This window comes from Hymenobacter sp. PAMC 26628 (assembly GCF_001562275.1).
GTDB lineage: Bacteria > Bacteroidota > Bacteroidia > Cytophagales > Hymenobacteraceae > Hymenobacter.
Genome location: NZ_CP014304.1, coordinates 5,091,431 through 5,118,021 on the forward strand (window position 1 = coordinate 5,091,431; position 26,591 = coordinate 5,118,021).

A 26,591-nucleotide genomic window follows, 5' to 3' on the forward strand; every position below is an offset into this window, starting at 1 on the left:
GCATTTTCCATCTGTAGCCGGCCGATGGCCGCGTAGAGCGGCTCAACGTTGGGCGTCGGTGCAACGGGAGCCTTTAGTTTTGAGGCGTGGGACGAAACCAAGACAACGTCCGGTTCTTTTCACCTTTTGTTTTCGGACAACCACCCCGGCGGGCTACCCTAGTAGGTCAAATCTAGCCGGTTGTCGGGTACAACCGTTTGAGTTTGATGCGGGCCTTCTCGGTTGTAAACTGCCAGTTGGTGGGTGCCCCCAGTTGGTTGCGCGCTAGTTGCCAAGCGTAGCAGTGCGCTTCCAGCGTCGGCCGGTCGGGCACGCGCTGCGGCAGGCCGTGGGTGAGCAGGGCGGCAAACTCGATTTCAGCCATGTTGAGCCACGAGCCATGCTTGGGGGTGAACACAAATTCCACGCGCTGCAACAGGGCGTGCGCCCGTACCGGGTCAAAAATCTCGTAAAAAGCGGCGGGCTGGTGCGCCGACAAATTGTCGAGCACCAGCGTCACGCGCGTCGCTTGGGCGTAGTCCTCCTCCAGCAGGCGGGCTACCGCCCGGGCAAACGTGAGTCGGTCATGGCGGTCTTCGACCTGCACCCGGCGGCGACCGGCCAGCGGCTCGTGCAGCATATACACCTGGGCCACGCCCTGGCGGTGGTACTCGCAGTCGTAGCGGGTGCTGCCATCGGGCAGCGGGAGTGGCACGCGGCTTTCGCGTAGTAATTGCTTGGGCGACTCATCCAGGCACACGACTGGCTGGGCTGGGTCGTACGGGCGTTGGTAGACGTCAAGCACCCGTTCCATGGCGCAGACGAAGGCCGCGTTCTGAGCGGGTGGAATCACCCACATCTGTCGCTTCCAGGGCTGTAACGCATTTTTTTTAGTACCCGCCCCACCATCGCCGGGCTGGCCTCGGGCAGCACCTGCAGCGTGACCAGGTGAGCGGCCAACAAGCGCAATGTCCAGTGGGCGTACCCTTCGGGCGGGGTGGAGCAGGCCGCCGCGGCCAGGTGCGCCTCCACCTCCCCGGTGTACTTACTGGCCGGCCACTGCTGGCGGGGCTGCCCCAGCAGGGCGGCCTCCACGCCCGCCTCGCAGGCGCGTTGGCGCAGGCGCTCCAGGGTGCGCGTACTCACGCCGTAGGCTTGGCTAGTCTGGGTGTCGCTCCAGTTCAAGCCGTTTGTAGCTACGGCCAACAGGCACTGAGCCCGCACAAGCCGGGCGCTGGCCACGCGCCGCTGCTGCACGAGTTCCGTTAGCGAGGCCTGTTCTTCGGCCCTCAGCGCTAAGACATAATACTTCGCCATTTGTCAGGTCATTTTACCCGACAAGATACTAGATTTATCCTACTAGAGCGGTTTAATAATCAGTGTACATGATAGCCGCAGTGGGCAAACCAGTTTTGGGCATCGTCGGCGCTAATCCACTGCATGGCCGCGCCAATGGCCTCGTCCAAGGCTTCGCGGGTGCGGGCCTGGGCCGTGCGCAACCAGGCTTTGAACTTGCTCCAGCCATTTTCGATGGGGCTGAAATCGGGCGAATACGGGGGTAAAAACAGCCCCCGTGCCCCGCACGCCTCGATGCGTTCGCGCATGCCGGCCACTTTGTGCACGCGCAGATGATCGAGCACGACCACGTCGCCGGGCCGCAAGCTGGGGCCGAGCACCTGGTCGAGGTAGGCGGCGAAGCGGTCTTGGGTGAGGGCGCCGTCCAGCGTCATGACGGCTTCCAGGCCGTCCACCGAGAGCGCCCCGACCACCGGCACGTTGGGGCCGCCGTGCAACGGTACGCCCTGGCCGACACGCCGCCCGCCCACGGCCCGGCCGTAGCGGCGGGTGTGGGTCAGGTTCACGCCGGCTTCGTCCACGCACTTGAAGCGTGTCACATCTTCGCCCTGCAGGGCTTCGAGAAAGGCGCCGCGCAACGCTTTTGCCCGCTCGGTGTCGCGTTCGGCGGCGTGGATACTCTTTTTTTTCGCCGCAAGTCGTGCCCCGCCAGCACCTGCCACACCAACGTCCGGCTCACGGCCGGGCCGCCGCCAGCGACCAGCGCCGCCTGCAGTTCGGCCAGGGTCACGTCCGGCTGCTGGCCCACCCAGGCCACCAGTTGCGCCTGCGCGGCGGCGGCGAGTTTGGCCGCCGGGCCGCCGGTGTGGGGCCGGGCCGCGACCGAGCCCGTGGTCCGTTGCCGCCGCAAGAGCTTGTCCACGAAGGCCGTACTCACGCTGAACGCGGCGGCCACTTGGGCAATGGTTCGTCCCGGTTGGGTACAGGCGCTGGCCACGCGCTCGCGCAGGGCTTGGGAGTACGGCTTCATGCGGCAAGCTACGCACAGCCATCTGTATACTGATTATTAAACTGCTCTAACAACGGGAGCAGGTTCCAGCCTATGGTCCGATTCAGGACCCGCCGGGGTGCGTTCGCGCACCTCAATAGAAAGCCAGGCTCAGAGCCTATTAGCAAGGCATCGAGGCGGCAAACGCAGGGTTGTCCAGGAGCAGCTAACCCCCTTCTTTTTTATGTACACCCATTTTCTAGGCGTTGACGTGGGTAAAGATACGCTCGACGTGGCCCTGCTCAGCGCCGACCATCGCCTCTGCGACCAGCAGCAACTATCCAACGAGCCAGCAGCCATTCGGCAATGGGTCAAGGACTTGGTCCGACGCGTCCCCGGTTTTTCGCTGGCCCATTGTTTGGTGTGCCTGGAGCACACGGGCCTCTATAACCGGCCCCTGTTGGCGGCGTTGCAGGCCCTGGCCGTGCCGGTCCGGGTGGAGCGGGCCGCTCACCTGAAGGCCTGCATGGGCCTGGTGCGCGGCAAGACCGACAAAGTAGACGCCGAGCGCATTGCCCGTTGCGCCGCCCGCTACCGCGACCAGGCCAAGCTCTGGCAGCCCGCTCGGCCGGTACTGGCCGAACTGGACCGGCTGCTGGCCCGCCGCAGCCGGCTGGTTAAAGTCATCCGAATGCTGCAAACGCCGCTGAGTGGCAGCCAAGGCTTCTTTTCGGCGACCGAGCAACGGGCCGAAGAACGCGGCAGTGCCGCCGCGCTGGCCGCGCTGCGGGCCGATGTGCAGGCCGTGGAGCGCGCCGTTAAAGCCCTGTTGCGCGACGACCCGGCCCTGGCCCACCTCTACGAGCGCCTAGGCTCCGTGCCCGGCATCGGGCTGGTCACGGCGGCGGAAGTACTGGTAACCACCAACGAGTTCATGACCAGTGCCGACCCCAAGCAGTACGCCTGCTACGCCGGCGTCGTGCCCTTCGAGCACAGCTCGGGCCAACGACGAGGTCGGCCCCGCGTGAGCCACCAGGCCAACAAGCGCGTCAAGATGCTGTTGCACTTGGCCGCGTTGGCCGCCGTGCGCCACTGCCCCGCCCTAAAGGCCCATTACGAACGGAAAGTAGCCGAAGGCAAAAACAAGATGCTGGTCCTCAATAATGTGCGCAACAAACTCGTCCACTACCTTTTTGCTTGCGTCCAGAAAGACCGAAATTATGACAAAACCTATGCGCTGGCCCTTGCATAGGTCATAGAAATCGCACGGTTAACATCGCCGCCGCTACCAACAAGGCGTTTCCGCAGAAGCAACACACTGCCCCTAATTCCTGTGCGGCGTCTTCCATCCAGGCAATTTAAGTAACCCCGGCTAGCACGGGACACGGGAGTCAAAAGCTGGGTTTGCCCACCCCCGATCCGCGGCAACGGACAAAAACGCGGGCTTGCTGTTACACGCCCGTTACTCCTCCGCTAAACGCTGCGCCCCCATGACCGATATTGCCATTGCCCAAGCCGCGGCCATTCTGCCCATCCGGCTGGTGGCCGAACGCCTCGCCATCGCCGAAGACGATCTGGAAACCTACGGCAAGTACAAGGCCAAACTGCCGCTACACCTCCTCGATGCGCAGAAAATAGCCAACGCCCACCTCATCCTGGTCACGGCCCTCACCCCTACGCCGGCGGGCGAGGGCAAAACCACGGTGTCGGTGGGCCTGAACGACGGGCTCAACCGGCTGGGCAAAAAGGCCATTGCGGTGCTCCGCGAGCCGTCGGTGGGCCCGGTGTTCGGCATGAAGGGGGGCGCCACCGGGGGCGGCCATGCGCAGCTTATCCCCATGGTCGACATCAACCTGCACTTCACTGGGGATTTCGCCGCCGTAGAAAAGGCCAACAACCTGCTGGCCGCCCTCATCGACAACGCCCTTCACCAACCCCATCACGCCCTGCGCCTCGACCCGCGCACGGTGACCTGGAAGCGGGCCATCGACCTGAACGACCGCAGCCTGCGCGAAATCATCGTCGGCCTGGGCGGCAAGGCCAACGGGGCGATGCGCACCGACGGCTTCAACATCACGGCCGCTTCCGAGGTCATGGCCATCTTGTGCCTGGCCACCAGCCTGGCCGACCTGAAAACCAAACTCGGCAACATTTTCGTCGGCTACACCTACGACAACGAGCCGGTGTACGCCCGCGACCTCAAGGCCGAAGCGGCCATGACCATCCTGCTGCGCGACGCCCTAAAGCCCAACCTGGTGCAAACCTTGGAGGGCAACCCGGCCCTCATCCACGGCGGGCCTTTTGCTAACATTGCCCAAGGCACCAACACCGTTCTGGCCACCCGCATGGGCCTGTCGCTCGGCGACTACGTGGTGACCGAGGCCGGCTTCGGGGCTGATTTGGGGGCCGAGAAGTTCCTCAACCTGAAGTGCGGCTACGGGGAGTTGCGGCCCGCAGCGCTGGTGCTCGTGGCCACCATCCGGGCGCTGCGCCACCACGGCGGCGCCCCCGCGGCCGAGTTGAACACGCCCGACCTGGACCGGGTGACCCAGGGCTTTGCAAATCTGGAAAAGCACATCGAGAACGCCCGCAAGTTTGGGCTAAATCCCGTGGTAGCCATCAACCACTTCGGGACCGACACCGCGGCTGAAATCACGCTGCTGCAAAAGCTGTGCGCCCACCTGGGCGTGCCAGCTGTGCTGAGCACGGCCTGGGCCGACGGGGGCGCGGGCGCCACCGGGCTGGCCGAAGCCGTGCTCGAAAGCATCGCCGGCGGCACCAACGACTTCCGTCCGCTCTACGCGTGGAATCAGCCCGTCAAAGCCAAAATTGACACCATTGCCCGGGAAATTTACGGGGCCGCCGGCGTCGACTACACGCCCAAGGCCGAGGCCGACCTGCGCCGCATCAACCGGCTGGGCCTGGCGGGCCTGCCGATCTGCATGGCCAAAACCCAAAAGTCGTTTTCCGACAACGAGAAGCTCGTGGGCCGCCCATCGGGCTTCCGCGTCACCGTGCGGGAGTTTGAACTGGCCACCGGGGCCGGGTTCCTCATTCCGCTGCTGGGCACTATGCTGCGCATGCCGGGCCTGCCCGCCTTGCCCGCCTCGGAGGGCATGGACATCGACGACAACGGGGTAATTACCGGGTTGTCGTAGCCGTTGGGGTCGTTGGGTTGTTGCCGCCGGTTTTCCTACCGAAACTTTACCACCTAAAACAGCCCTATCTTAACTTTGCTGTGGAAGAGAATTTTTAGCGAATAGCCGCAATTTTGAGTGGCTTAAGTTAAGGAGGCCACGTGCTGGCGGGAAAAGCCGCCAGCGGTTGTCATGCCCTTGCCGCCAATGCCGGTGACGATGTGAATGCGCGGGTCGGGCGAGTGCTGGAAAATTTCGGTCGATTTACTTTGGCAGTAGTACCCGTTCCAGGTGCGCTGAACGCGCCAGTCGGGCAAGTCCAAGATGCGCTGGGCGGCGCGCAGCACAAGCTGGTTCAGCTGGTCATCGTTGTTGAAATCCAGGGGGTCGGCCGTGGCCAGGTCGGCGTACTCGTGCGTGTCGCCGACGATGATGGACCCATCGAGGGCTTGTTTGAACAAGAGGTGGATGCCCCATCGCTGCAATTCGGGGTCCACGTCCACTCGCTGGAGTTGGGCGAACGACGGGCAGCTGTGGAAGGCGTGGTAGCGCCGGATGGACAAGCCCGTGAGCACCGCGCCCGGCAGCGACACCTGCGGCAGCGGGTAGGTGGCCAGCATCTGCAGCTTGACCAATTGCAAGTCGCTTTGCGCGAATACCTCGGGGAATAAAAACTGGAAGTCGCGGCCGCTGCACACCACCACCTGGGCCCCGGCGTAGCGCCGGCCCTGCGCGTCGGTTACCGTGCAGCCGGCGTCGCCGGCCGTTACCTCCCGGACCGGCGTAGCGGGGCGGTAGTCGAGCCGCCAGCGGGCCACCAGGTAGGCCAGCAACTGGTGAATCAGCAGGTCGGGCTCAGCCGTGACTTCTTGGGCAAAGTGCAGCCCCCCCGCGCAATAATCGGCCCGCACGGCGGGCAGGCGCTGCCGGCACTGGGCCCCGGTGAGCACCTGCGAAGCGTAACCCAGCGCCCGGTAGCGGGCGTGCTTTTCTTCTAGTACCTGCATTTCCAGCGCCGACGAGGCCAGGTAGAGCGAGCCGGTGGACCGAATGGAAATGTCGTATTCGGCCTGAATGGCTTGGTAAGTGGCCAGGCTCACGCGGGCGTAGTCGAACCACTCGCCTTCGGCCATGCCCGAAGGAATAATTTGCCCAAAGTTGCGCACAGTGGCTTCCATGGGCCGAGCATCTTTTTCCAGCAGCAGCACCTTCAGGCCGCGCTGCAGGGCGAAGTAGGCGTGGAACGCGCCCAAGGCTCCCGCGCCTACTACGATTAAGTCAAACGATTTTTCCATGGCGCGCCGGCTGGTTGGGTAGTCGGCGCAAACGTAACAAAAGTTAACTAATAGGAAACTAGCAGGACGGTTACGAATAGGTTATTTATGGCGCAAGGCCCGGTTTTAATCAGCGGGGCAGCTGGTAATTAATCGGTGTGACGCAGCAAATACACTTTCAGCAGGCGGGCGGGGCGTGCGGCGTCGTTACGCACGGAGTGGGCCAGCAGGCCGTCGAAGTACAGGGTATCGCCGGGACCCACTGCCACCTCGCCTTCTTTGAAACCGTAGTGCACGGTGCCTTCCAGTACGTACACTAGCTCCAGGGCGTTGGTGGCGAGCGGCTTGCGGTAAGTGTTGGGGCTGATGTGGACTTCATTGACGCGCAGGCTGTAGTTGAGCAGATCCTGGGAGAGCAGGTACTTGTAGAGCAGGCCCTTGGAGTCGTCGCGCTGTTCGGGGCGGCCCTCGTCGGCCCGCACTAGTAGGTAAGGAGCAGTGGTTTCGCCGTTGATGTTCTTCACCAGTACCGCCACGTCCACTTCCAGCGAATTAGCGATTTCAACCAGCACCGAGAGGGAAGGCACGGTACGGAAATTCTCAATCTTCGAGAGCAAACCCGCCGAGAGGCCACTGCGCTTGGCCAGCTCGCGCAGGCTCAACTTTTTTGCTTTGCGCAGTTCCAGGATGCGGACGCCAATCAAACTTAATTTATCGTGTTTCATGCAAAAGAGCTAGGACGGCAAACGTAACGCAAACGTGATAATGACGGAACAAGGGGCCCGCCGCGGAACGTATATTTGTTGCATATTGGTCAACACAAATAGCTGCCCGTTTTATGGCCTCTTTGCAACTTGTGGTGCTGGACATGGCCGGCACCACCGTCCGCGACCAGCACGAAGTAGAAGCGTGCTTTGCCCGCGCTGCCGCCACCACCGGGCTCCACGCCTCAGCCGCCCGCATCCTGGCTGTACAGGGCCAAGCCAAGCGCTTCGTGTTCGACCTGCTGTGGCGTGAGCAGCTGGGGCCCACGGCCCCCGGGGCCGAGCTGACCGCCCACGTAGACCACTCGTACCAAGTGTTTCGGGACGTACTGGAAAGTCACTACCGCACGGCCGAAGTACTGCCCACCGAAGGTTGTCTCGACTTATTTGCCTTTCTCAAAGGCCAAGGCATTCGTATTGCCCTCACCACGGGCTTCTACCGCGAGGTGACGGACCTGATTCTGCGCCGCTTGGGCTGGCAGGTGGGTCTTGACGCGCAGCACCGGGGCAGTAGCCAATCAATTATTGACTTATCCATCGCCAGCGACGAGGTGACGGAGGGCCGCCCCGCCCCCCTCATGATTCAAAAGGCGATGCAGACCTTCGGCATCACCGACCCGCGGCAGGTCTGGAACGTGGGCGACACGCCCTCCGACCTGGCGTCGGGCCGGCGCGCCGGCTGCGCCCGCAGCCTGGGCCTTACCAACGGCACGCACTCGGCGCAGCAGCTGGCCGCCCACCCCCACGACGGCCTTTTAGCCTCGCTCACCGAGCTGCGCCAGCAGCTGCAAGCATTACTGCCGGCCTAGTCCGGGCCGCTGGGCGCGGGTGGCCCGGCGGGCATTAGCCAGCAATTTATGGTGTTGTGGCTGCCTTCGAGCACGATTTTGTAGAACGCAGCGGGGTAGGCCGCCCGGCTGAGGGCCAGGCGCTGCCGGGCCAGCGGCACGGTACTCAGCAGCTCGTAGTCGTCCGTGCCGCCGGTTTTGAAGTTGTTGGTTTTGGTGGCCCATACCTTCACTTTTTCCGGTTGGCTGGCCAGGGCGGTCCAAGTAATACGCAGGCTATCGCTGCCGGCCGTCACCCGCGGCGCGGCCAGCGATACTGGCCCAATGAGCGGCACCCCGTCCAGCTCGCGCTGGGTAGCAGCCGGTAGGGACAGCTGCATAAACCGGGCGATGGTGGGTAGTACGTCTACAATGGTTACTGGCTCGCTGCTGGCATAAGCGTTGATGCTTTGCTCGCTGAGCACGAGCCAGGTAGTGCGCTCGCGGTCTGACTGGCCGCCGTGGTTGCGGCCGGACTGGGCGTCGCGTCCGTGGTCGGTGGTGAGTACCAGTAACCAGTCTTCGGGCTTGGTTTTCATGCGCTCGCGCAGCGTGGCCCAAATACGGCCCACTTGTTCATCGACGTAGCCCACGGCGCGCACTTGCTCCTCGCTGTCGCCGTGGCGGTGGCCCATGTCGTCGGTGTGTTCCAAGTACACCCACGACAGGTCGGGGCCGTTTTCGCGCAGGCAGGTAGCGGCTTCAGCCACTACTTTGTCGTCGATGGCGTGGGTGTAGAGGCTCTGTTTGTCGTGCGGGAAGGCCACGGTATCGAGCTCGTAGCCATCGGCCTTGTAGTCGAAGTGCAGGCCGCCGGCCGCCGGCAAGCCCTCGCCCACCAGTTTGGTGCGGTTGTCGAGCCAGGTTGAGAAGATGGCGATTTTCCGTGCGGGCTGCTGCTCTTTCAGCAGGCGAAAAATGGTAGGGTAATGGTAATTAGGTGCTTTGATAGCATTGCCCCACACGTTGTGCTTGTAGCCCCAGGTGCCGGTGAGCAGGTCGTTGTAGCCGGGCGCCGAGATGGTGGGCGTCTCGGTATAAGTGCCCTTCTCACCGCCCACGTGGGCGCGCAGGTAGGTGCCACCCGCAATTAGCTTTTTAATATTCGGGGTGTTCGCCTTTTCCAGCACGTCGGCCGGAATGCCATCGGCGATAATGAACACCACCTTGCGGGCCCGGACCGGCGGCTGGGCCCGGGCCAGGTGCCAGCCTAGCAGGCCGAGTAGCACCAGCAACTGATTTTTCATGAGGGCACTATGGGCTGCTTACTTGGTTTTCTGCTGCTGGCGGTAGTGGGCCTCCCGGGCCTCGTCTTCGTCGTCCATCTCGGGGCCTTTTTCCACTTGGCGCCAGTCGATGGTTTTACCGTAGCGGCGCATGGCCTGTTGCGGGTCAAATATGCGGGTATCGCTGCGCTCCAAGGAGTAGGGGCGGAAGTCGGGCCGGGCGGTAAAAAAGTCCTGCAACAGTGTGCCCGTGGCGTCGTACTGGTTCACGTAGGGCACGTCAAGGATATTATAAATGGTTTTCAGAATGGCCCCGAAGTTGGCGTGGGCGTGGCTCACGTAGCCTTTTTTAACGTAGGGCCCCGCGAGCATGAGAATCGAGCGGTGGGCGTCCACGTGGTCGACGCCGCCCTGGGGGTCGTCTTCGGTGACGATGACGAGCATGTTTTTCCAGTAGGGCGTGCGCGACAAAAAGTGCAGCATTCGGCCCAGGGCCAGGTCGTTGTCGGCCATGTACGACTGCGGGTAGGGGTAGCCATCGGCGGGGCGCGCGGCGGCCCCGTGGTCGTTGGGCAATTGAATGGTGACCAGCGCGGGCATCTTTACCTTTCCCGTCAGCCATCTTTTGGTGAACTCACGCTCGAATTGCATGGCCCGGAACTGGTCGGGAATGTTGGTGTTGAAGCCCGCGTAGTCGCGGCTCGTGCGCGTGAACAAGGCCTTTTGCATGGGCACCATTACCAGGTGGCCCGAGCCGGTGGCGGTGTCGCGCCAGGCCTCGCGGTTGTGGGCGGTTTCGTTGCCCTGCCCAAAGTTGTAAAACCCCACGTGCCGGCGCGCCAGCGCCTCCCAGAGGCCACCAGTTTCGGCATAGTCCTCGGGGTCCATGCTGCCCGTCGAGCCCGGGAAGCGCCGGCCGGGGGCGGGCGAAAAGATTTTGGCCGTTTTGCTCACGTTGGAATTGGCCTCCACCCACTCGTTGGGAATCACGCCCAGCATCCAGTGGTGGCCGTGAATGGAGGCGTCGGAGTCGCAGTAGTAATTGTCCGAAAACGCGAACTGCCGGGCCACCTTGTGGTGGTTGGGGGCCACCCGCAGGTGCGGAAATTGGCCGCGCTGCTCCATCGGCAGGGTGTATTCACAGTTCACCCCCAATCGGGCCAGGGTACTGTCGCCGCTTGCCTCGTGCAATTGGCCCAGTACTTCGTCGTAGGTCCGGTTCTCCTTCGTAATGTAGACGATGTACTTAATCGGCGTGGGCGTGCGGCCGGGCAGGGCCGGCAGCGGGTTTTTGCTGAGAGCAGCGGTCAGGGGCTTGGCCGCGAAGGTATTGGCCAGCACCTGGCGGGTATAAGTGGCTAGCTGCGCGGCGTCGGGCACGGGCACTTTCTGGAAGCTGCCGAGCTGAATATCGCCGATGTAGGTGCCCTGGGGCGGGGCCACGAAGCCCGCGCCGCCGTTGGGGCCCGCGCCCAGGCCCCGGCACGAGGTAATGTAGAGCGTCTGCTCATCGGCCGATAGGCGCACCCGCGCCGGGCCCCAGCCGGTCGGAATCAACCCTCTGGTGGTGCGACTGGTCACGTCCACCACGGCCACGGCGTTGAAGCCCAGCAGGGCTACGTACAGCGTTTTTTCGTCGCGGCTCAGCGTCAGGCCAAAAGGTAGCAGGCCCCGGTACTTGTCCAGATGTGGGTCTACCTTAATCGGAATGTCGCCCAGCAGTTTATGGTTTTTATAGTCGATGACAGTGATGTTGTCATTGGTGGCATTGGTGACGTAGGCGTACTGCCGGCCCACGGCCAGCGAGTTGGGGCTAGCCCCGCCTACCACCTCGGCATCCTCAATCATCTCGCCCAGCAGGTGGCCGGTTTTGAAACGGTCCACGACGTGGTTCGTGGCCAGGTCCACCGTAAATACGCTCATGGCGTCGGGCGCATTGGGGTTGCCCAGGCCGGGAATCTGCCGGCCTTCCACCGTCGTGCCCTTGATGGATTCCGGCGTATTGTTGCCATAGGGGTGGTGCGTAATCATCAGGGAATCGGCATTTTTGGGTGTCGCCCCCTGGATGAGCGGGTAGGCGTACATCCCCACGTTGGCTACGAAGGCCGTGCGGTGGTCGGGGCTCAGGGCTAAGCCGAAGGGCTGCCGGCCCACCGGGATACTGGCCGTTACCTGGCGGGTCGTCAGGTCGAGCCGCACCAGCCGAAAATTGCCCCGGTCGAGCACCAGCAGCTCGTGGCCGGCCTCGTTCAGCACCAGGTCCGCGGTGAAGCTGTCATTGAAGGCCTGCCCGCCCACCGTTCCGTTCAACGAGATGGAGTCGAGGCGCTGCATCCGCTCGAGGTCGTAGACGATAACCGCGCCATTGTCGCCGCCGCTCAAGTACACTGTTTTAGCATCGGCCGCGAAGGCTACCCCCAAAAACGAGCCTTTCGAGAGCGGCGACTTGATTTTTTTGTCGTAGCTGGGCACGCGCACCGCCGCGAGGCTGGCCAGGTCGAGGCGCGTAAACACGCCGTTGTGCAGCGTCACGGCGGTTTTGCCGTCGGGCGAAAGCGCCAGGCCCATCGGGTCGTGGGTAATGCGCACCAGTTCGCCGGCCGGCGTCACGTAGCGCCCACTGGGCAGCACCGAGCGGCCTTTTTCGTCGATTTTGCAGCTTTCCTGCGTGCCCGGCACTTGCAGCAGGGTTGCCGACCCGGCCGGGGCCCCAGAGCCGACCTTGGCCCGGGTTTGGGCCCCGGCGCGCAGGCTGAACCCCAGTAACACCAAGAGGAGTAATAAGGTGTAGCGGGGCATAAGATTGTCTAAAAACCGGCCCCTACGGAATGCGCGGCGGCCGGGTGAAAGAAGGGTAATAGCGCGGGTTAGTTCGTGCCTGGCCTTCGGCTCCCAAATACCCCCAGAAGCCGGAATGCCAGGGCTTATTTCAGCACGTACATCACGCCGTTGATGTCGTCGTTGCCGCCGTACTGGCTGGCCAGCGCAGCCTGGTAGTTGGTCGTGTTGGCGGTGCGCTCCGAGGCGGGGTATTTAAAGCGCAGCGCGATGCGGCCGCCGTTGCCGGTGCCGGGGCCCGTGGTAAAGTTCGGTACGCCCGTGCGGCGGTAGGTGAAGTACGCCTCCAGGCCCGAGTGGCGGAACAGGGCCAGGTACTTCTGCTGGAGAATCTCGGTGAGGCCGGGGGCCCCGGCGGCGTACTTCACGGCGGGCTGGGCGTAGTAAGCCTCGAAGCTCACCGGCACGGCGTAGGTGTCGTAGTTCGAGGCGACGGTGACGTCGGCCGAGCCGGGGCGGTAGAAGTAGGCAGTGTAGGTGCCGCTGGTGGGCAGCCCGTAGAACGCCATCGAGGCCTGGATGCCGGCCGTGTAGTAGGCTTCGGCGTTGCCGCCGGCCAGCCAGCCGCGGTTGATGCCTTCGGCGATGTTAAAGGCCAGCTCGGGGTAGCCAATCTGGATGCTGGGTTCGCCGGTGAGGGTGGAATAGTAGCGCTTGCGGTTCAGGAACGAGTACTGCTGCTTGCCGGCCTGGTCGTACATGACGCCCAGGTCGAGGCCGGGGTCGGCCCCCACGAAGGACGCGAAATCGGTGGGGCTTTGCTTGAGGTTGTCCACCAGGTAGCGGGCCGGCTCGCAGGTGGCGTACACGCGCGGGTCGTGGAGCTGGGTGAGCAGGCCCACGTAGGTGGCCGACGTGTTCTTGCGCGAGCCTTCGTTGCCGAAGTTGCGGGCGTTGGTGGGGTAGAAGTTGTTGGTGGCCGCGTTGGCCAGCAGTTGCATGTTGTCGGCGGCGCTGGCCATGAGCGGGTACTTGGCCGGGCTGCCCACCACGGCCGCGAACTGCCCGGCCACGTTCAGGTCGGCATCGCCGTTTTTCTTGCTCAGCGCCAGCAGCAGGCGCACGCGCAGGGTGTTCACGGTCTTTTGCCACTGCGCCAGGTTGCCCCCGAAGTAAATGTCGCCGGCCACGCTGGGGGCCCCGGCGGCCACCAGGGTGCCCAGGTCGGCGTTGGCGCTTTCCAGCCACTTGAAGGCCTGCACGAAAACGGCTTTTTGCGAGTCGTAGGCCGGGGTCAGGCCTTCCAGGCCTTGCAGGGCCTGGGTTTGGGGCAGGTCGCCCATCTCCAGGCTCATGCGGGTGTAGAGGTAGGCGCGGAAGAAATTGGCCAGGGCCCCGTAGGCCTGGGGGTTGGGAGCGGCCTCGGTCTGGGCCTTGGCGGCCATCAGTTCCACGTTTTTGAGGGTGGTGTAGTAGTTGGCCCCGGCCCCGAAGTCGTAGCGGTCGTTGCCGTAGTAGTCGTAATTCCAGATGTAGTACTGGTCCCAGACTTCGTTCTGGCCGTTGGGGCCCTCGTAGGCGTCGTTGAGGATACCGGTGAAGAGCAGCGACGCCGGCACGGCGTTGGGCTTGTTCTCGTTCACGGTCAACTCGTCGAGGCTCTTGTTGCAGCCGGTGCCGGCCAGGGCGAGGCCGAGCAGCAACCCGCCGGTTTTGAAGATATTTTTCATCCTGATAAGGGGCGGTAGCGGTTAGAAAGTAGCGTTCAGGTTCAGGCCGTAGCTGCGCACCGTGGGCGACTGCAAGCCCGTGACGCTGATGGCCCCGTTGTACTGGTCCAGGTCCACGTCCTTGAAGCGCTTGTCGGCGTAGAAGTACAGCAGGTTGCGGCCGATGAGCGACACCGACACCTTCTGGATGAAGGTGCCTTCGAGCAGCGAACGGGGCAGCTCGTAGCTCAGCGTGACCTCGCGCAGCTTGCCATAAGTTTTGCTCATCAGGTTCGACTCCTGTACGCCGTAGTACTTGCTCACGTAGTCCTGCACGAGGGCCACCTGGGTGTTGGGTGAGAATTGCAGGGCCTCGGGGTTCAGAATCTGGCCCGTTTTGGAGTCGTAGTTGATCGAGCCTCCGTTGGCAATCACGACGCCCTCGCCCACGTAAGCGCCCTTGTAGCCGTTCTTGCCGGTCGGGTCAAAGTTTGTCCAGTCCTGGAAGCGGGCGTCGCCCAGGGCCCCCTCGGCGGTGAGGGCGTTGCGGCCCCCGCGCATGGTTTTGTTGAACATGTAGTCCGTGGTCACGCCGCCCACCGCGCCGTCGAACTGGAAGCCCAGGCTCAGGGACTTGTAGTGAAACTTGTTGTAGATGCTCCAGTTGTAGCTGTTGTTCAGGTTGCCCAGGTTTTGCAGCACGGGGTTGGTGAGGGGTTTGCCGGCCGCGTCGTTGATGATTTGCCCGTCGGGGGCCCGCACGAAGGCCGAGCCGTAGAACTTGTCCGTCCGGTCGCCCTTGGCAAAAAACGTCTGGTACACGTCCTGGCCGGCGGGCAGCTCCTGGTACACTTCCTTGAAGGTGGACCAGTTCACGAGCACGTCCCAGCCGAAGCCGTTGGCGCTCTGCACCGGGGCCCCGGTGAGGCTCACCTCGTAGCCGGTCTTCTTGGTTTTCAAGGCGTTGATGTACTCGGTGGTGAAGCCCGCGGCCGTCGAAATCTGGTTGGGCAGGATGCGCGGCCCGTCAATGTACTGGAACGCCGTGGCGCTCAAGCCCAGGCGGTTGCCCAGGAATTTCACGTCGAAGCCCTCCTCATAGTTCACGCGGGTGGTCGTTTTCAGGTTCTGGGCGAACAGGCTGTTCGAGCCGTAGCCGGCCGGCTGGTTGTTGTAAGGCTTAAGCGTAGAATACACCGACTTCAGCGAGTAGTCGGGCCCGTTGTAGGGCGAGGCGTACACGTTGCCGTAGCCCAGCGGGTTGTAAAAGAGCGGGTTATCGTTGGGATTGCTAGTCAGCGTCTGGCCGCTGAAGGCCGTGATGGCGTTGAACGGCGCGGGCCCGATGGTGGCCGACGTGGCGTCGGTGCGGATGTTGGCAAAGGAGCCGCGCACCTTCAGGAAGGAGATGAAGGCCGGCACCTGCACGTAGTCCGACACCACCGAGGCCAGCGACAAGCTCGGGTAGTAGTAGGTGGTGGGCGTCTGGAACGCCGACGAGCGGTCGATGCGGCCCGTGGTCGAAATGGTGGCAAACTTGCCCAGCGTGGCGTCGAGCGAATAGTAGGCGCTCAGCACCCGCATCTGCGAGTTGAAGCTCGTGGACTGCACCGGGTTGAGCGAGTTGCTGAACGAGTACACTTCCGGCACGCTCAGGTAGTCGGTCGAGGTCCAGTTCGAGTTGTAGGTGAAGTTGCGCACGTTGCCGCCCACCAGGCCCGAGAAGTTCAGGAACTTCGCCGCGCCCACGTCGTAGTTGAAGTTTAGGAAGCCCTCGGCGTTATTGTCGAACAAGTTGCGGCGGTCTTCGCGGTAGTCGCCCAGGTTGCCCTCGCGGCCGTAGGGGTGGGCCGAGAACGGCATTTTCTCCGTCCGCAGCAGGCCGTAGGTGCTCACCTGGGTGCGCAGCGTGGCGCTGATGTGGTCGTCAATCTTGTAGTTGCCGGTTAGGTAGGCGTAGGTGTCGTTCTTGTAGTGGCCGCGGGTCCACTTCTCCACCATCAGCCAGGGGTTGTGGTAGCGCTGGTACTCGGCAAATACCGACTGCGTGCCCACCTTGCCCGGCTGCCAGATGCCGCGGATGTCGGGCGCGTTCACGTCCCAGTCGGCCCCGGTCCACACGGCCACGTTGTAGAGCAGGCTGTTGGGGCCATAGTCGGCGTCGGGAAAGTTGTCGGTGAACTGCCGGCTGAAGTTGACGTTGGCCTCAATCTTGAACCGCGGGCTCGGGTTGAAGGAGCCGTAGAGGTTGAAATTGACGATGTTGAGCGAGTTGTTGGGGATGTAGCTGTCCTGGTGCTGCTGCGAGAGCGAGAAGCGCGTGGTGTAATTGTCGCCGTTGGCACTCAGGGCCACGTTGTTGTTGGTCTGGTAGCCGGTGCGCAGGAAGTTTTTGAGGTTATTGGCCCCCCGCGCTACCCAGGGCGTGCCCTGCCGCACGCCGTTCACGACGGGCGAGTCGTACTGCGGAATGAGCTGCCCGTTGAAGTAAGGCCCCCACACGTCGTAGTCGCCGTCTACGCCGCCTTTCGCGCCACCCTTGCCGTCCACAAACTCATAAAAAGTGTTTTCACCCGGCCCGTAGGAGTCCTGCACCCGCGGAAACGCCAGGAAGCCGCTGTTCACCACGGTGCTGCTGTTCAGCTCCGCCGTGAAGCCCTTCTTGTTGCGGTTGCCTTTTTTGGTGGTGATGAGGATGGCCCCGTTCGAGGCGCGGTTGCCGTAGAGGGCAGCGGCGGCGGGGCCCTTCAGCACGGTGTAGGTGTCGATGTCGTCGGGGCTGATGTTCCAGGTGTCGGTGTCGATGGGAAAGCCATCGACCACGTACAGCGAGAGCTGGTTGCCGCGCAGCAGCACGTTGGGGGCCCGCAGCAGCTCGGCCGAGGGGCCCACCGACAAGCCCGCCACCTTGCCCACGAGGCCGGAAATCGGGTTGGGGTCGCGGGCCAGGGTCACGTCCGCGCCGTTCACTTCCTGCACGGCGTAGCCGATTTTGCGGGTTTCCTTTTTCACGCCCAGGGCCGTCACCACCACTTCGCTCAGCTGCCTGGCGTCGGTGGCCAGCGTGATGGCGAAGGTCTTTTGGCCAGCCACGGTTACTTCCTGGGTGGTCGTGCCCACGAAGCTGAACGTCAGCACCTCGCCGGGGCTGGCGTTCAGCACAAACCGGCCGTCGGTGTCAGTGCTCGTGCCCCGGGTGCTGCCTTTCACCAGCACGGTTACCCCCGGCAGGGGCTGTTTTTGGTCGTCGCTCACCACACCGCTTACGGGGGTGCCGGGGCTCTGCGCCCGCAGCAGTTGCGGCAGCAGCCCCAGCCCTAGGACCAGCAGAAGTACCGGAAATATTCTGTAAAAGCTTCGCATAAATTAAGGAGTGAGTTGGTGAGTTGGCGAATCGATAAGTGAGTGAGTTGGTGAGTCGGGTGAGTTGGGTAAATCGAGGCCTCTTCACCCGACTCACCAACTCACTCAATTATTGATTCGCCAAATGCCTCAAGGTCATTTGTTTAAGATGGTCAAGGGAGCCTACGGGCCGGTGTTCTTCTTTGGCCTGGTCGTCCCACTCCCGCAGGCGGATGATGATGTCGGCGTCGGGGTTTTGTTCGAAAGCGGCGGCCTCGACGGCGCTCATCACGCCGCCCTGGAAGGCTAACGTGGCCTGGCTGGCCGGTGAGAGCCGGCGCAGGTACTCAGGGTATTTGTGGGTGAGGTAGCGCTTGGCCAGCACGTGGCTCTCGACCAGCGCAGCCAGGCGTTCGGAGAAGCCGCGGGCCCGCAGGTAGTCCGCCCCCAGTCGCTCGTGGTCCACCGCCCCGAAGCCGCTCATCGAAGCGCCGCCATGCGCGCACAGGTGGCCCAGGTCGTGGAAAAAGGCGGCTAGCACTACTTCGTCTTCGTAGCCGTTGGCTTGGGCCAGCGCGGCGGCTTGCCACATGTGCTCCAGCTGTGACACCGGCTCGCCGATGTAATCGTCGTCACCGTGGGCCTCGTACAGGGCGAAGAGGGCAGCCACCGTTTCCTGCGGGTTGGTAGTCGTGGGCGTCATCGGCGGGGAGGGGAAATGCATACACCTGGGGCCGCGCCGCGCGAGCGGGCCGGTTTCTTCTCGTCTCGTCTTCTCGGCCTGGGCCCAGCGTACCCCACCGCTGGTAAATCAACGGCCGGCAGCGGGCCTGGGAGCCCGTTGCCCCGGTGCTCATAATCCAATATATTATTGACAAAGGTCTAGCCGGCTGGCCGGCAGCAGGTCCCCAATTAGTCATCAAATCGTTAACTAATTATTACCCGTTATTTCATATAAGGCAACACTGCGCGGGGCCGGATTCAGCGCTATGCCCCGGCCTGTGCCGGCGCAGTCCGGCGCTCCTGGGTGCGGTAAAAGACCAGCGCCGCCCCCGCCGTGGCTGCTGCCAGCAGGGCCAGGGCCCCGAAGGCGTAGCCCCAGCCCCGGTGCTCGGCCAGGGCCCCTGTGAGCCACAGCGCCCCAGTGCCGCCCACATAGCCCACGGCGTCTACCAGGCCCGCCGCCGTGGCCGCCCCCTGCCGCCCCCCGGCGTCGAGCGACATGGCCCCGGCCAGGAACGAGTAGGGCCCCAGCAGCAGCAGGCCCACCAGCGAGATGAGCACCAGTGGCCCCGCGGCCCCCGCCGCCGGCCGGGCCATGAGCGCCAGCACCGGCACCAGCAGCACGCAGGCCCCCAGGATGAGCCCGCCGCGCTGCCCCCGCAGCCGCGCGTCGGAGAGGTAGCCCGCCCCCAAAATCGACGCCATGCCGAACACCGAGTACAGTGCGCTCCACTTCGAAGCCGCGCCTTCCGACAAGTGGGCGGCCTCCACCAAGTAAGTGGGCACCCAGAAGCTGAACGCCTCCCGCAACGCCGTGAGGCCGAACGACAGCGCCAGCATCAGCAAAAAGGCCGGGCTGCGGAAATAGGGCCCCAGCAGCCGGCCCAGCGTCGCGGGCCGGTCGGCCCCTGGGCCGGCTTCGTGGGCAAAGAGGTTGTCGGGGCGGGCCGGCGGGGCGGCCAGGCCCACACTTTCGGGGCGGCTTTTCAGGCTGAACGAGCAGCCCAGGGCCACCACGGCCAGCACGCCGGCCGCCGCCATAAACAGCCCCCGCCAGCCCAGGCCCAGCACCAGCAGCTGCCCAAGCACTAGTTTGGCTACCACGTCGCCGAAGAGGAAGCTCAGGCTGAGCAGGCCCATGATGCGGCCGTAGGACTGGTAAGAAAACCAGTGGGCGGTGGTTTGTACCAGCCCGGCCCAGCCCATGGACTGCACCAGCCGATTGGCGGCCCAGGCCGCGAAAAACAGGGCCACGCCCTGCCCCAGCCCGAACGCCACCGTGGCCGCCACCGACCCCACCATGCCCCACAGGAAAACCTTTTTGCCCCCCAAGAAGTCGCCCAGCACGCCGTTCACCACCTTGCCCGCTGCGTAAAACAGGACCCCCACCGAGGCAATCTGGCCCAGCACTTCCTTGTTCAGTCCCCGCCCGCCAAACTCCCAGATGAGCAGCGGCGCGGCAATGGCCAAGTTGGAACGGCACAGGTAATAGGCGCTGTAGCCCACAAACAAACTCAACGCCGTGCGGAATTGCCAGCGTTGCAAAGCGCGCGGCGGCTGGGTGGCGGGCATGACGAATAAGTTGGGGCGGGGAACGCAGCCCCAGAGGCAAGCGGTGCCCGCTGGCAAGTGGCAACCGGCGTTATTGCGAAGCCGAATAAGCTCGTCCGGCGACTACAACCGGCTTGTTTCTTCCGCAAAATTGGGGTACGCCGGGCCCCTTGGCGTTGCGGCTAGGTTATGTGATTGTTGGCAAATCACTTCCCCTGGTGTCCGAAGGGTTTTCGAAACGAGTACGCACTCGTCCGTCGTCCGCCAGCAAGTCCTGAGTGAGTGGGCACTAACGCCCATTGACTGGATCGTTGCCGTGAGCGTATCGACTCAGTCAACTCGTGCAATCAAGTTGGTGCCATGTCCACAACCACCAGGCGCCATGAACGGCACAAGCAAGCAGGGGTAACAATTAGGGCCCTGCTGTCCGCAGCATCAAGATCAACCCATAGCTTGGACGAAACGTTTGCCCCCGCGCTGAGGCGCTGGCCGCCGTAACCGGCTTCCCAATGCAACGGCCCGGCGGAAATCATAAAGCTTCCCTAACCTTTCTGTAACGCTGCCGCAACACCTCCGCGCCAACTTTGCACCCAACTAAGAAAAAAGTGTGCTCCGATAGAATTCTTGTTAAGTGATTATCAATGAAACATTGCATAGCTGCCGCCTTGGTGCTAATGCTAACCGCACTGGGCGCGCACGCTCAGGACGCCACCAGCGGTTTAACGGGTTGGCTAAAGCGTGCGAAGGGCGAGCCTTCGATTGAGGCCACGATGCGGGCGCTGCACACCCCCAGTGGCCCCACCTGCGGGGCGATTACTAACCCCGACGGGCGGTTCGCCACCCAGAACACGCGCCTCGGCGGGTCTTACCCCGCAGCAATTGGCTGCGTGGGGCCCCGTGCCACGACGCGCAACAACGTGGTACGGCGGCTGGCCCACCCAACGTGCTGAACGTGATCCTGGCCAGCGAAGAAACGCAACCGCAGGGAGTAACGGTGACAGCCAGCAACCTCCGCTCTGCCCTTAACTCGGACCGAACCGGTTCGGTGATCACCACCGACCGCGCGGCCCCGCACCTGCGCACGAAGGGCAATTGGCACGTCATCGGCCGGGCCGCCTGCTGTTTGCTCGCGGGGGTGCTGGGCTGCTCGGGGCCCAAAACCAGCAAGAACCGGGTCAGCCCCGAGCAGGCGACCCTGCACAGCCCCTACGACGACAGTACGCTTGGCAACGGCCACCTGCCGCTGCTGCTGCCTTACAACCGCCTACTGGCCCCGGCCGGCCGTGTGGTGGCCTACGGCAGTCCCGACCTCGAAAACCACGCCCTCGACGTGCAGCTGGTCCCCGAAATGCCCCTGCTGGCGGTCGAGGACCGGTACGGCATTGCCTTGGTTGACACGCTGCAACGCCGCGTGGTGACGCGCTGGAACTACGCCGCCGACGCCCGCACCAAGGGCATGATGAGCACCTATTCGGGCCTGAAAGTGCGGCGCGAAAACGGGGCCACGCACCTCTACTGGAGCGCTGCCAACGGCGCCACCCGTCAGTCGGGCGTGCTGGAAGCCGCGTACACGGCCGGGGAGCTGCACCTGACGCGGCTATTTCCCTTTGCGCCCGTGGGGGCCCCGCTGGCCCTGCCCAACGACTTGGCCCTGACCACCGAGCAGGGCCGCCGCTGCCTCTACGTGGCCCTCAACGGCAACAATCAGCTCGTGAAGCTGGACCTGGCCACCGGCCAAACGGTGTGGACGCAGCCCACCGGCACGGCCCCCTACGGCGTAGCCGTGGCCGGTGAGCAGGTCTTCGTTAGCAACTGGGGCGGCCCGCTGCCCACCGATACCCTGCGCCAGGAGGCCGCCGGCGTGCCCGGTGCCTACGGCCACGCCTACGTCGACCCCCGGACCGGGGCCACCACCCAGGGCACGGTGTCCATCTTGCGCCGCTCTAATGGCCACCTGGTAAAGGAGCTGCCGGTGGGGCTGCACCCCACCGCCCTGCTGGCCAGCCCCGACGAGCAGTTCGTGTACGTGGCCAACGGCAACAGCGACGCGGTGAGCGTAGTGGCCGTGGCCGACCTGCGCGTGCGCGAAACCATTTCGGTGCAGCTACTGCCCGGCCCGCCGGGCTACGGCGGCGACTCCCCCAACGCGCTGGCCCTCGACGCAGCCGGCACCACGCTCTACGTCGCCAACGGCCTCGACAACGCCGTGGCCGTGGTGCAGCTGGGCCAGGCCGCCGCCCGCGCCGGGGCCCCGGGGGCCAGCCAAGTGCAGGGCTTCATCCCCACTGAGGCTTACCCCGGCGGCCTCACGCTGGGGGTGCATACACTGTTCGTGGCCAACCTGGAAGGGGAGGGCGCGCGCGTGAGCACCCGCGACATTCGGGCGGAGGGAGGCGAGTTGGAAGTGTCGCTGAAGGACGCCCCACCGGCCTATAATGCCCACCACCAGCGAGCTACGGTGTCGTTGATTGCGCTGCCTACGGCTCGGCAGCTGGTGCAGTACACCGCCCAGGTGCGGCAGCTGAATTTTGCCTTCCGCAAGGAGCTGGCCCAGCAGCTGCCTCGGCCCAACGTGCCGCCGGTGCCGCTGCCCGAGCGCATCGGCGAGCCCTCGGTGTTTAAGCACGTGGTGTACGTCATCAAGGAAAACCGCACCTATGACCAGGTGCTCGGTGACATGCCCCAGGGCCGGGGCGAGCCGTCGCTGTGCGTATTCGGCGACAGCGTGACGCCCAACCAGCACCAGCTGGCCCGCGAATTTTTGCTGCTCGACAATTACTATGCCTCGGGCAAATCGTCGGCCGAGGGCCACCAGTGGACCGACGCCGGCATGGTGAGCGACTACGTGGAGAAGAATGTGCGGGCCTGGTTCCGCAGCTACCCGCACGTGCAGGAAGACGCCCTGGTGTACAGCCCAACCGGCTTCATCTGGAACAACGCGGCCGACCACGGCAAGACCGTGCGCATCTACGGCGAGGCCGCTCAGCCGCACTATGACACCAAGCAGAGCTGGACCGACATCTACACCAATTACCAAGCCGGGCGGCCGCTTAGGTTCACCAACACCAGCACCATTTCGCGGGTGCGGCCGCTGCTCTCGCCCAACTACCCGGCCTCCGACGAGCTGCGCATCACCGACCAGATTCGGGCCGCTGCCTTCATTAAGGAGTTGGCTGCCTACGAAAAACAGCCCGGCGATGCGTTCCCCGCGCTGTCGGTCATGGCCCTGTCCACGGACCACACGGTGGGCACCCGGCCGGGCATGCCCACCCCCGCCGCCATGGTGGCCGACAACGACCTGGCCTTGGGCCGCATGCTGGAGGCCCTCAGCAAAAGCCGGTTCTGGGCAACTACCGTGGTGTTCGTGACCGAGGACGACTCGCAGGCCGGCTGGGACCACGTGTCGGCCTACCGCACCACGGGCTTCGTGGTGAGCCCCTACAGCCGCCTGCGCCGCACCGTCACCAAGAACTATAACCAAACGTGCGTGGTGCGCTCCATCGAGCAGATTCTGGGCCTGCCGCCCATGAACGTGGTCGATGCCACGGCGCTGCCCATGTTCGAGTGCTTTGCCCCCACGCCCAACCTCGCGCCCTTTCGCCACCGCGCCAACCGCGTGCGCCTTGACCGCCTCAACCCCGCGCTGAGCAAGCTCACCGGGGCCGCCCGGCGCTATGGGCGTCTCTCGTCCGGACCGGAATTCGACCACGTCGACGGCGGGCGCGACGACGTGCTGAACCGCATCATCTGGTTTGCTACCAAGGGGAAGCAGCCCTATCCCACCGCCCTCACCGGCCCAGCCAGCGACGACGACTAAAAGCGCCGTCGCCTAATGCCGCCTGTCTCAACGCCTTAAGTGCTGAATTATCTGCCTTAAGTACAATGGTAATCTTTCAATCATGTTGAAATAATAGCCCTACCCGTGTTTTGTTGGCCAATATAGCACGTACTAAAAACGGAGATTCATGGCTAATCAGTACTTCTTAAAACGCGCGCTAAAGACGTTAGGCCGTGGCTGGCACAGCACCTTTTTTCTGGTGTTATTCCTCGGCGCCCCGGCCCTGGCCTGGGCCCAGCAAACCGTGAAGGGCACCGTGACCGACGAAAAGAACGCCGCGCTGCCCGGCGTCACGGTTCGCATCAAGGATGGCACCGCGGCGGTGGCCAGCAACCCCGACGGCACCTACAGCATCCAGACCAGCGGGCCGGCCGATATTTTGGTGTTCTCGTTTGTGGGCACGGTGACGAAAGAGATAGCACCCGGCACCCAAACCAACCTCAACGTGACGCTGCTGCCCGATGCGCAGAAGCTGAACGATGTGGTGGTGATTGGCTACGGCACGGCCAGCCGCGCGGATATTACGGGCGCCGTCACGTCCATCAAGGCCGAGGAATTCAACCAGGGCGTACTCACCACCCCCGCCGAGCTGCTGCAAGGCAAGGTGGCCGGCCTGAACATCACCAAGAGCGGCGACCCCAACCAGCGGCCGTCCGTGGTGCTGCGGGGCCCCTCCACCATCCGCACTATAAACGGGGGGGTGACGGAGCCGTTTTACGTCATCGACGGGGTGCCGGGCGCGAGCATCGACCTACTGGCCCCCGACGACATCGCGACCATCGACGTGCTGAAGGACGCTTCCTCCACCGCTATTTACGGCACGCGGGCGGCCAACGGGGTCATCATCATCACCACCAAGCGGGCCAAGCCCGGCCAGTCGCGCCTCACCTACAGCGCCTACGGGGCGGTGGCCAACGTGTCGAAGAAAATCGACATGCTCAGCGGCGACGAATTGCGCCAGTACCTGGTCGACAACAAGACCCGGCCGCTGGCCATGCCCACCGACGACGACGGCTCGAACACCAACTGGCAGGACCTGATTGAGCGCACCAGCTACGCGACCAACCACAACCTCTCGTTCACGGGCGCGGCCAACGCCACGGACTACGGCGCCAGCGTGAACTACTTGAAAAACAATGGTATACTAATAAATACCTCGCTAGAACGCCTCATCTACCGGGGGTTCCTCAACCAGCGCTTTTTCAATAACCGCCTCAAGCTGGGCATTAACATCATCAACAGCAGTACCACCCAGAACGACATTCCGCAGCTTAATACAGGCGTGCTGCAAAATATGCTGTTTTACCTGCCCACGGTGGGCCCCTACAACCCCGACGGCAGCTACAAGGAAAACTACACCCGCACGGGCAGCGGCCCGCTCAACCCGCTCTCGCTGGCCAACAACAACGCCTACGTGACCAAAGACAACAAAACGTTGGTCAACGGCCTGGTGCAGGTGGACGTGCTCACGGGCCTGCGGGTGACGCTCAGCGCCTCAACCCAGCGCGACCAAAGCAACCAGAGCAGCTACCTCAATAGCCAGTCGGGCCTGGCCGTGAACCTGGGCGGGGTGGCCCGCCGCGCCGAGTACGTGAACACCAACGACGTGCTGGAGGCCTACGCCAACTACGACAAAACGCTCGGGCTGCACAGCTTCCAGCTGCTGGGCGGCTACTCGTACCAGCAGGACCGCACGAACGACGGCTTCGGCATCACGACCCAGAACTTTGCCAACAATGCGCTGGGCGCCAATAACCTGTACTTGTCCAATCCGTCGTCGCTGGCCCAGATTGGCTTCGACAACAACCCGATTTCGACCCTGCGGCTCCTTTCGCAGTACGCCCGCGTGCAGTACCAGTACGGCGACCGCTACCTGGCGCAGGTGTCGCTGCGGCGCGATGGCTCGTCGGTGTTCGGCGTGAACAACCGCTACGGCTACTTCCCGACGGCGGCCCTGGGCTGGCGCCTTATCAACGAGGAGTTTATGCGGGGCCTGCCCGTGTTTTCCGACCTCAAGCTGCGCGCCGGCTACGGCGTGTCGGGCAACAGCCAGGGCTTCGATGCCTTCTCGGCCATCCTCATTTACGGCACGCCGCCCGGCAGCAGCAAGTACCTCAACAATGGCGCCATCTCGAACGTGGTGAACGCCGTGCGCAACGAAAACCCCGACCTCAAGTGGGAAAGCACCGCCACCACCAACATCGGCCTGGATTTCGGCCTGTTCAAGAACCGCGTGACGGCTTCGGTGGATTACTACATCAAGAAAACCAGCGACCTGATTGACGACGTGCTGCCCGTGTCGAGCACCGAGTTTCAGTACACCACCTACACGGCCAACGTGGGCCGCATGACCAACCGCGGCATCGAGGTGGCCCTGAGCGTGGTGCCGGTGCAAACGGCGGCCTTCACCTGGCGCTCGTCGCTGAACTTCGCGCACAATAAAAACAACATCGACAACCTGTCGACCGACCGCTTCACCATCCCCTACATCCAGACGGCGCAGCTCGGGGGCAAGGGCCAGAGCGGCAACTACAGCCAGATTGTGCAGCCCGGCTCGCCGCTGGGCACCTTCAAGCTATGGCACTACTTGGGTAAAAACGACCAGGGCGTGAGCACCTACCAGAAAGCCGACGGCAGCGTGACGGCCACCCAGCCGCTGACCACCGACATGCAGCTGGCGGGCAGCGCCCAGCCCACGCTCATCTACGGCTGGGCCAACACGTTTACCTACAAAGGGTTCGACCTGAATTTCCTGGTGCGCGGCGTGTACGGCAACAAGATTCTGAACGCCACCCTAGCTGGCCTCAACAACCCGGCCGATGCGCGCCTGCAAAACATCCCGCGCTTCACGCAGGGCGAGGCCTTCACCGACATCAACGCCTACCTCATCTCCGACCGCTTCCTGGAGAGCGGCGCCTACCTGCGCCTCGACAACGCCACGCTGGGCTACACCCTGCGGCCCCACACGCCCTACGTGCAGGCGCTGCGCCTCTACGTGGCAACCAACAACCTGTTCATCATCACCAAGTATCGGGGCATCGACCCCGAAATCAACATCGGGGGCCTCACGCCGGGCATCGACAACCAGAACTTCTATCCCAAGACCCGGACGTTCACCCTGGGCCTGTCGGCTTCCTTCTAACCGCGCTTAACTTCTTC

At 63.8% G+C, this 26,591-nt stretch carries 18 protein-coding genes; 6 read left to right on the top strand and 12 right to left on the bottom strand.

What is annotated here, in order from left to right; all coding sequences use genetic code 11:
• Nucleotides 1-172: 172 nt before the first annotated feature.
• Genes AXW84_RS22135 through AXW84_RS26100 form a run of 4 tightly spaced genes read right to left on the bottom strand, consistent with a single transcriptional unit; the run spans nt 173 to nt 2,305 of the window.
• Entirely contained in the window at nt 173-838 is a 666-nt protein-coding gene (locus tag AXW84_RS22135; RefSeq protein WP_082773621.1) for an IS630 family transposase, read from the bottom strand.
• Nucleotides 829-1,296 carry a helix-turn-helix domain-containing protein gene (locus tag AXW84_RS22140; RefSeq protein WP_068227630.1) on the bottom strand — a complete coding sequence of 156 codons (468 nt, stop codon included), beginning with the start codon at nt 1,294-1,296 and terminating at the stop codon, nt 829-831. Before AXW84_RS22140 ends, AXW84_RS22135 begins: the two co-directional genes overlap by 10 nt.
• A gap of 59 nt (nt 1,297-1,355) precedes the next feature.
• Complete coding sequence (locus AXW84_RS22145; protein WP_236943198.1) at nt 1,356-1,913, bottom strand: IS630 family transposase; 558 nt, start codon at nt 1,911-1,913, stop codon at nt 1,356-1,358.
• The gene (locus AXW84_RS26100; protein ID WP_068238529.1) at nt 1,871-2,305 is read right to left on the bottom strand and encodes a hypothetical protein; all 435 of its coding nucleotides are present in this window, start codon (nt 2,303-2,305) and stop codon (nt 1,871-1,873) included. The genes AXW84_RS22145 and AXW84_RS26100 overlap by 43 nt, the downstream gene beginning before the upstream one ends.
• Nucleotides 2,306-2,507: 202 nt before the next feature.
• On the opposite strand from AXW84_RS26100, the gene AXW84_RS22155 reads away from it, so the two are divergent.
• Nucleotides 2,508-3,515, top strand: coding sequence for an IS110 family transposase (locus AXW84_RS22155; RefSeq protein ID WP_068238531.1), 1,008 nt, complete (start codon nt 2,508-2,510; stop codon nt 3,513-3,515).
• Nucleotides 3,516-3,753: 238 nt separating this feature from the next.
• Nucleotides 3,754-5,421 (top strand): formate--tetrahydrofolate ligase, encoded by a 1,668-nt coding sequence (locus tag AXW84_RS22160; protein ID WP_068238533.1) that lies wholly within the window; start codon nt 3,754-3,756, stop codon nt 5,419-5,421.
• Between the two features lie 122 nt (nt 5,422-5,543).
• Here the strand turns inward: AXW84_RS22160 and AXW84_RS22165 are convergent, their stop codons facing one another.
• Nucleotides 5,544-6,695 carry a TIGR03364 family FAD-dependent oxidoreductase gene (locus tag AXW84_RS22165; protein WP_068238535.1) on the bottom strand — a complete coding sequence of 384 codons (1,152 nt, stop codon included), beginning with the start codon at nt 6,693-6,695 and terminating at the stop codon, nt 5,544-5,546.
• Nucleotides 6,696-6,823: 128 nt separating this feature from the next.
• On the bottom strand, nt 6,824-7,399 hold the full coding sequence (locus AXW84_RS22170) for a helix-turn-helix domain-containing protein (RefSeq protein WP_082774054.1): 576 nt from the start codon (nt 7,397-7,399) through the stop codon (nt 6,824-6,826).
• Between the two features lie 113 nt (nt 7,400-7,512).
• Here AXW84_RS22170 and AXW84_RS22175 point away from each other — a divergent pair, with 113 nt between their 5' ends.
• Nucleotides 7,513-8,247, top strand: a complete 735-nt coding sequence (locus tag AXW84_RS22175) for an HAD family hydrolase (protein WP_068238542.1) — start codon at nt 7,513-7,515, stop codon at nt 8,245-8,247.
• Here the strand turns inward: AXW84_RS22175 and AXW84_RS22180 are convergent.
• From AXW84_RS22180 to AXW84_RS22205, 6 genes are all read right to left on the bottom strand, one after another.
• The gene (locus AXW84_RS22180; protein WP_068238544.1) at nt 8,244-9,512 is read right to left on the bottom strand and encodes an alkaline phosphatase family protein; all 1,269 of its coding nucleotides are present in this window, start codon (nt 9,510-9,512) and stop codon (nt 8,244-8,246) included. The two genes, AXW84_RS22175 and AXW84_RS22180, sit on opposite strands and share 4 nt — an antisense overlap.
• Before the next feature lie 18 nt (nt 9,513-9,530).
• Nucleotides 9,531-12,290 (bottom strand): bifunctional YncE family protein/alkaline phosphatase family protein, encoded by a 2,760-nt coding sequence (locus AXW84_RS22185; RefSeq protein ID WP_071892423.1) that lies wholly within the window; start codon nt 12,288-12,290, stop codon nt 9,531-9,533.
• Nucleotides 12,291-12,415: 125 nt separating this feature from the next.
• Nucleotides 12,416-13,999 (bottom strand): SusD/RagB family nutrient-binding outer membrane lipoprotein, encoded by a 1,584-nt coding sequence (locus tag AXW84_RS22190; RefSeq protein ID WP_068238546.1) that lies wholly within the window; start codon nt 13,997-13,999, stop codon nt 12,416-12,418.
• A gap of 21 nt (nt 14,000-14,020) precedes the next feature.
• The gene (locus tag AXW84_RS22195) at nt 14,021-17,341 is read right to left on the bottom strand and encodes a SusC/RagA family TonB-linked outer membrane protein (protein ID WP_068238548.1); all 3,321 of its coding nucleotides are present in this window, start codon (nt 17,339-17,341) and stop codon (nt 14,021-14,023) included.
• A 109-nt stretch (nt 17,342-17,450) separates the two neighbouring features.
• Nucleotides 17,451-18,023 (bottom strand): HD domain-containing protein, encoded by a 573-nt coding sequence (locus AXW84_RS22200; RefSeq protein ID WP_068238550.1) that lies wholly within the window; start codon nt 18,021-18,023, stop codon nt 17,451-17,453.
• A 284-nt stretch (nt 18,024-18,307) separates the two neighbouring features.
• Nucleotides 18,308-19,615, bottom strand: coding sequence for an MFS transporter (locus AXW84_RS22205; RefSeq protein ID WP_068238552.1), 1,308 nt, complete (start codon nt 19,613-19,615; stop codon nt 18,308-18,310).
• Nucleotides 19,616-20,268: 653 nt separating this feature from the next.
• Here AXW84_RS22205 and AXW84_RS22210 point away from each other — a divergent pair.
• The 3 genes from AXW84_RS22210 (at nt 20,269) to AXW84_RS22220 (ending at nt 26,574) form a co-directional block, all read left to right on the top strand.
• Entirely contained in the window at nt 20,269-20,544 is a 276-nt protein-coding gene (locus AXW84_RS22210) for a hypothetical protein (protein WP_157887187.1), read from the top strand.
• Nucleotides 20,545-20,639: 95 nt separating this feature from the next.
• Nucleotides 20,640-23,411 carry a bifunctional YncE family protein/alkaline phosphatase family protein gene (locus AXW84_RS22215; protein WP_236943199.1) on the top strand — a complete coding sequence of 924 codons (2,772 nt, stop codon included), beginning with the start codon at nt 20,640-20,642 and terminating at the stop codon, nt 23,409-23,411.
• 220 nt (nt 23,412-23,631) lie between these two features.
• The gene (locus AXW84_RS22220) at nt 23,632-26,574 is read left to right on the top strand and encodes a SusC/RagA family TonB-linked outer membrane protein (RefSeq protein ID WP_204248400.1); all 2,943 of its coding nucleotides are present in this window, start codon (nt 23,632-23,634) and stop codon (nt 26,572-26,574) included.
• Nucleotides 26,575-26,591 lie beyond the last annotated feature (17 nt).

Bases quoted from the DNA above. Each gene is read 5' to 3' on its own strand.
- AXW84_RS22195 (WP_068238548.1), bottom strand. From the start codon at position 17,341: ATGCGAAGCTTTTACAGAATATTTCCGGTACTTCTGCTGGTCCTAGGG.
- AXW84_RS26100 (WP_068238529.1), bottom strand. From the start codon at position 2,305: ATGAAGCCGTACTCCCAAGCCCTGCGCGAGCGCGTGGCCAGCGCCTGT.
- AXW84_RS22155 (WP_068238531.1), top strand. From the start codon at position 2,508: ATGTACACCCATTTTCTAGGCGTTGACGTGGGTAAAGATACGCTCGAC.
- AXW84_RS22200 (WP_068238550.1), bottom strand. From the start codon at position 18,023: ATGACGCCCACGACTACCAACCCGCAGGAAACGGTGGCTGCCCTCTTC.
- AXW84_RS22165 (WP_068238535.1), bottom strand. From the start codon at position 6,695: ATGGAAAAATCGTTTGACTTAATCGTAGTAGGCGCGGGAGCCTTGGGC.
- AXW84_RS22135 (WP_082773621.1), bottom strand. From the start codon at position 838: ATGTGGGTGATTCCACCCGCTCAGAACGCGGCCTTCGTCTGCGCCATG.
- AXW84_RS22185 (WP_071892423.1), bottom strand. From the start codon at position 12,290: ATGCCCCGCTACACCTTATTACTCCTCTTGGTGTTACTGGGGTTCAGC.
- AXW84_RS22190 (WP_068238546.1), bottom strand. From the start codon at position 13,999: ATGAAAAATATCTTCAAAACCGGCGGGTTGCTGCTCGGCCTCGCCCTG.
- AXW84_RS22180 (WP_068238544.1), bottom strand. From the start codon at position 9,512: ATGAAAAATCAGTTGCTGGTGCTACTCGGCCTGCTAGGCTGGCACCTG.
- AXW84_RS22175 (WP_068238542.1), top strand. From the start codon at position 7,513: ATGGCCTCTTTGCAACTTGTGGTGCTGGACATGGCCGGCACCACCGTC.
- AXW84_RS22170 (WP_082774054.1), bottom strand. From the start codon at position 7,399: ATGAAACACGATAAATTAAGTTTGATTGGCGTCCGCATCCTGGAACTG.
- AXW84_RS22210 (WP_157887187.1), top strand. From the start codon at position 20,269: ATGCTAACCGCACTGGGCGCGCACGCTCAGGACGCCACCAGCGGTTTA.
- AXW84_RS22140 (WP_068227630.1), bottom strand. From the start codon at position 1,296: ATGGCGAAGTATTATGTCTTAGCGCTGAGGGCCGAAGAACAGGCCTCG.
- AXW84_RS22160 (WP_068238533.1), top strand. From the start codon at position 3,754: ATGACCGATATTGCCATTGCCCAAGCCGCGGCCATTCTGCCCATCCGG.
- AXW84_RS22205 (WP_068238552.1), bottom strand. From the start codon at position 19,615: ATGCCCGCCACCCAGCCGCCGCGCGCTTTGCAACGCTGGCAATTCCGC.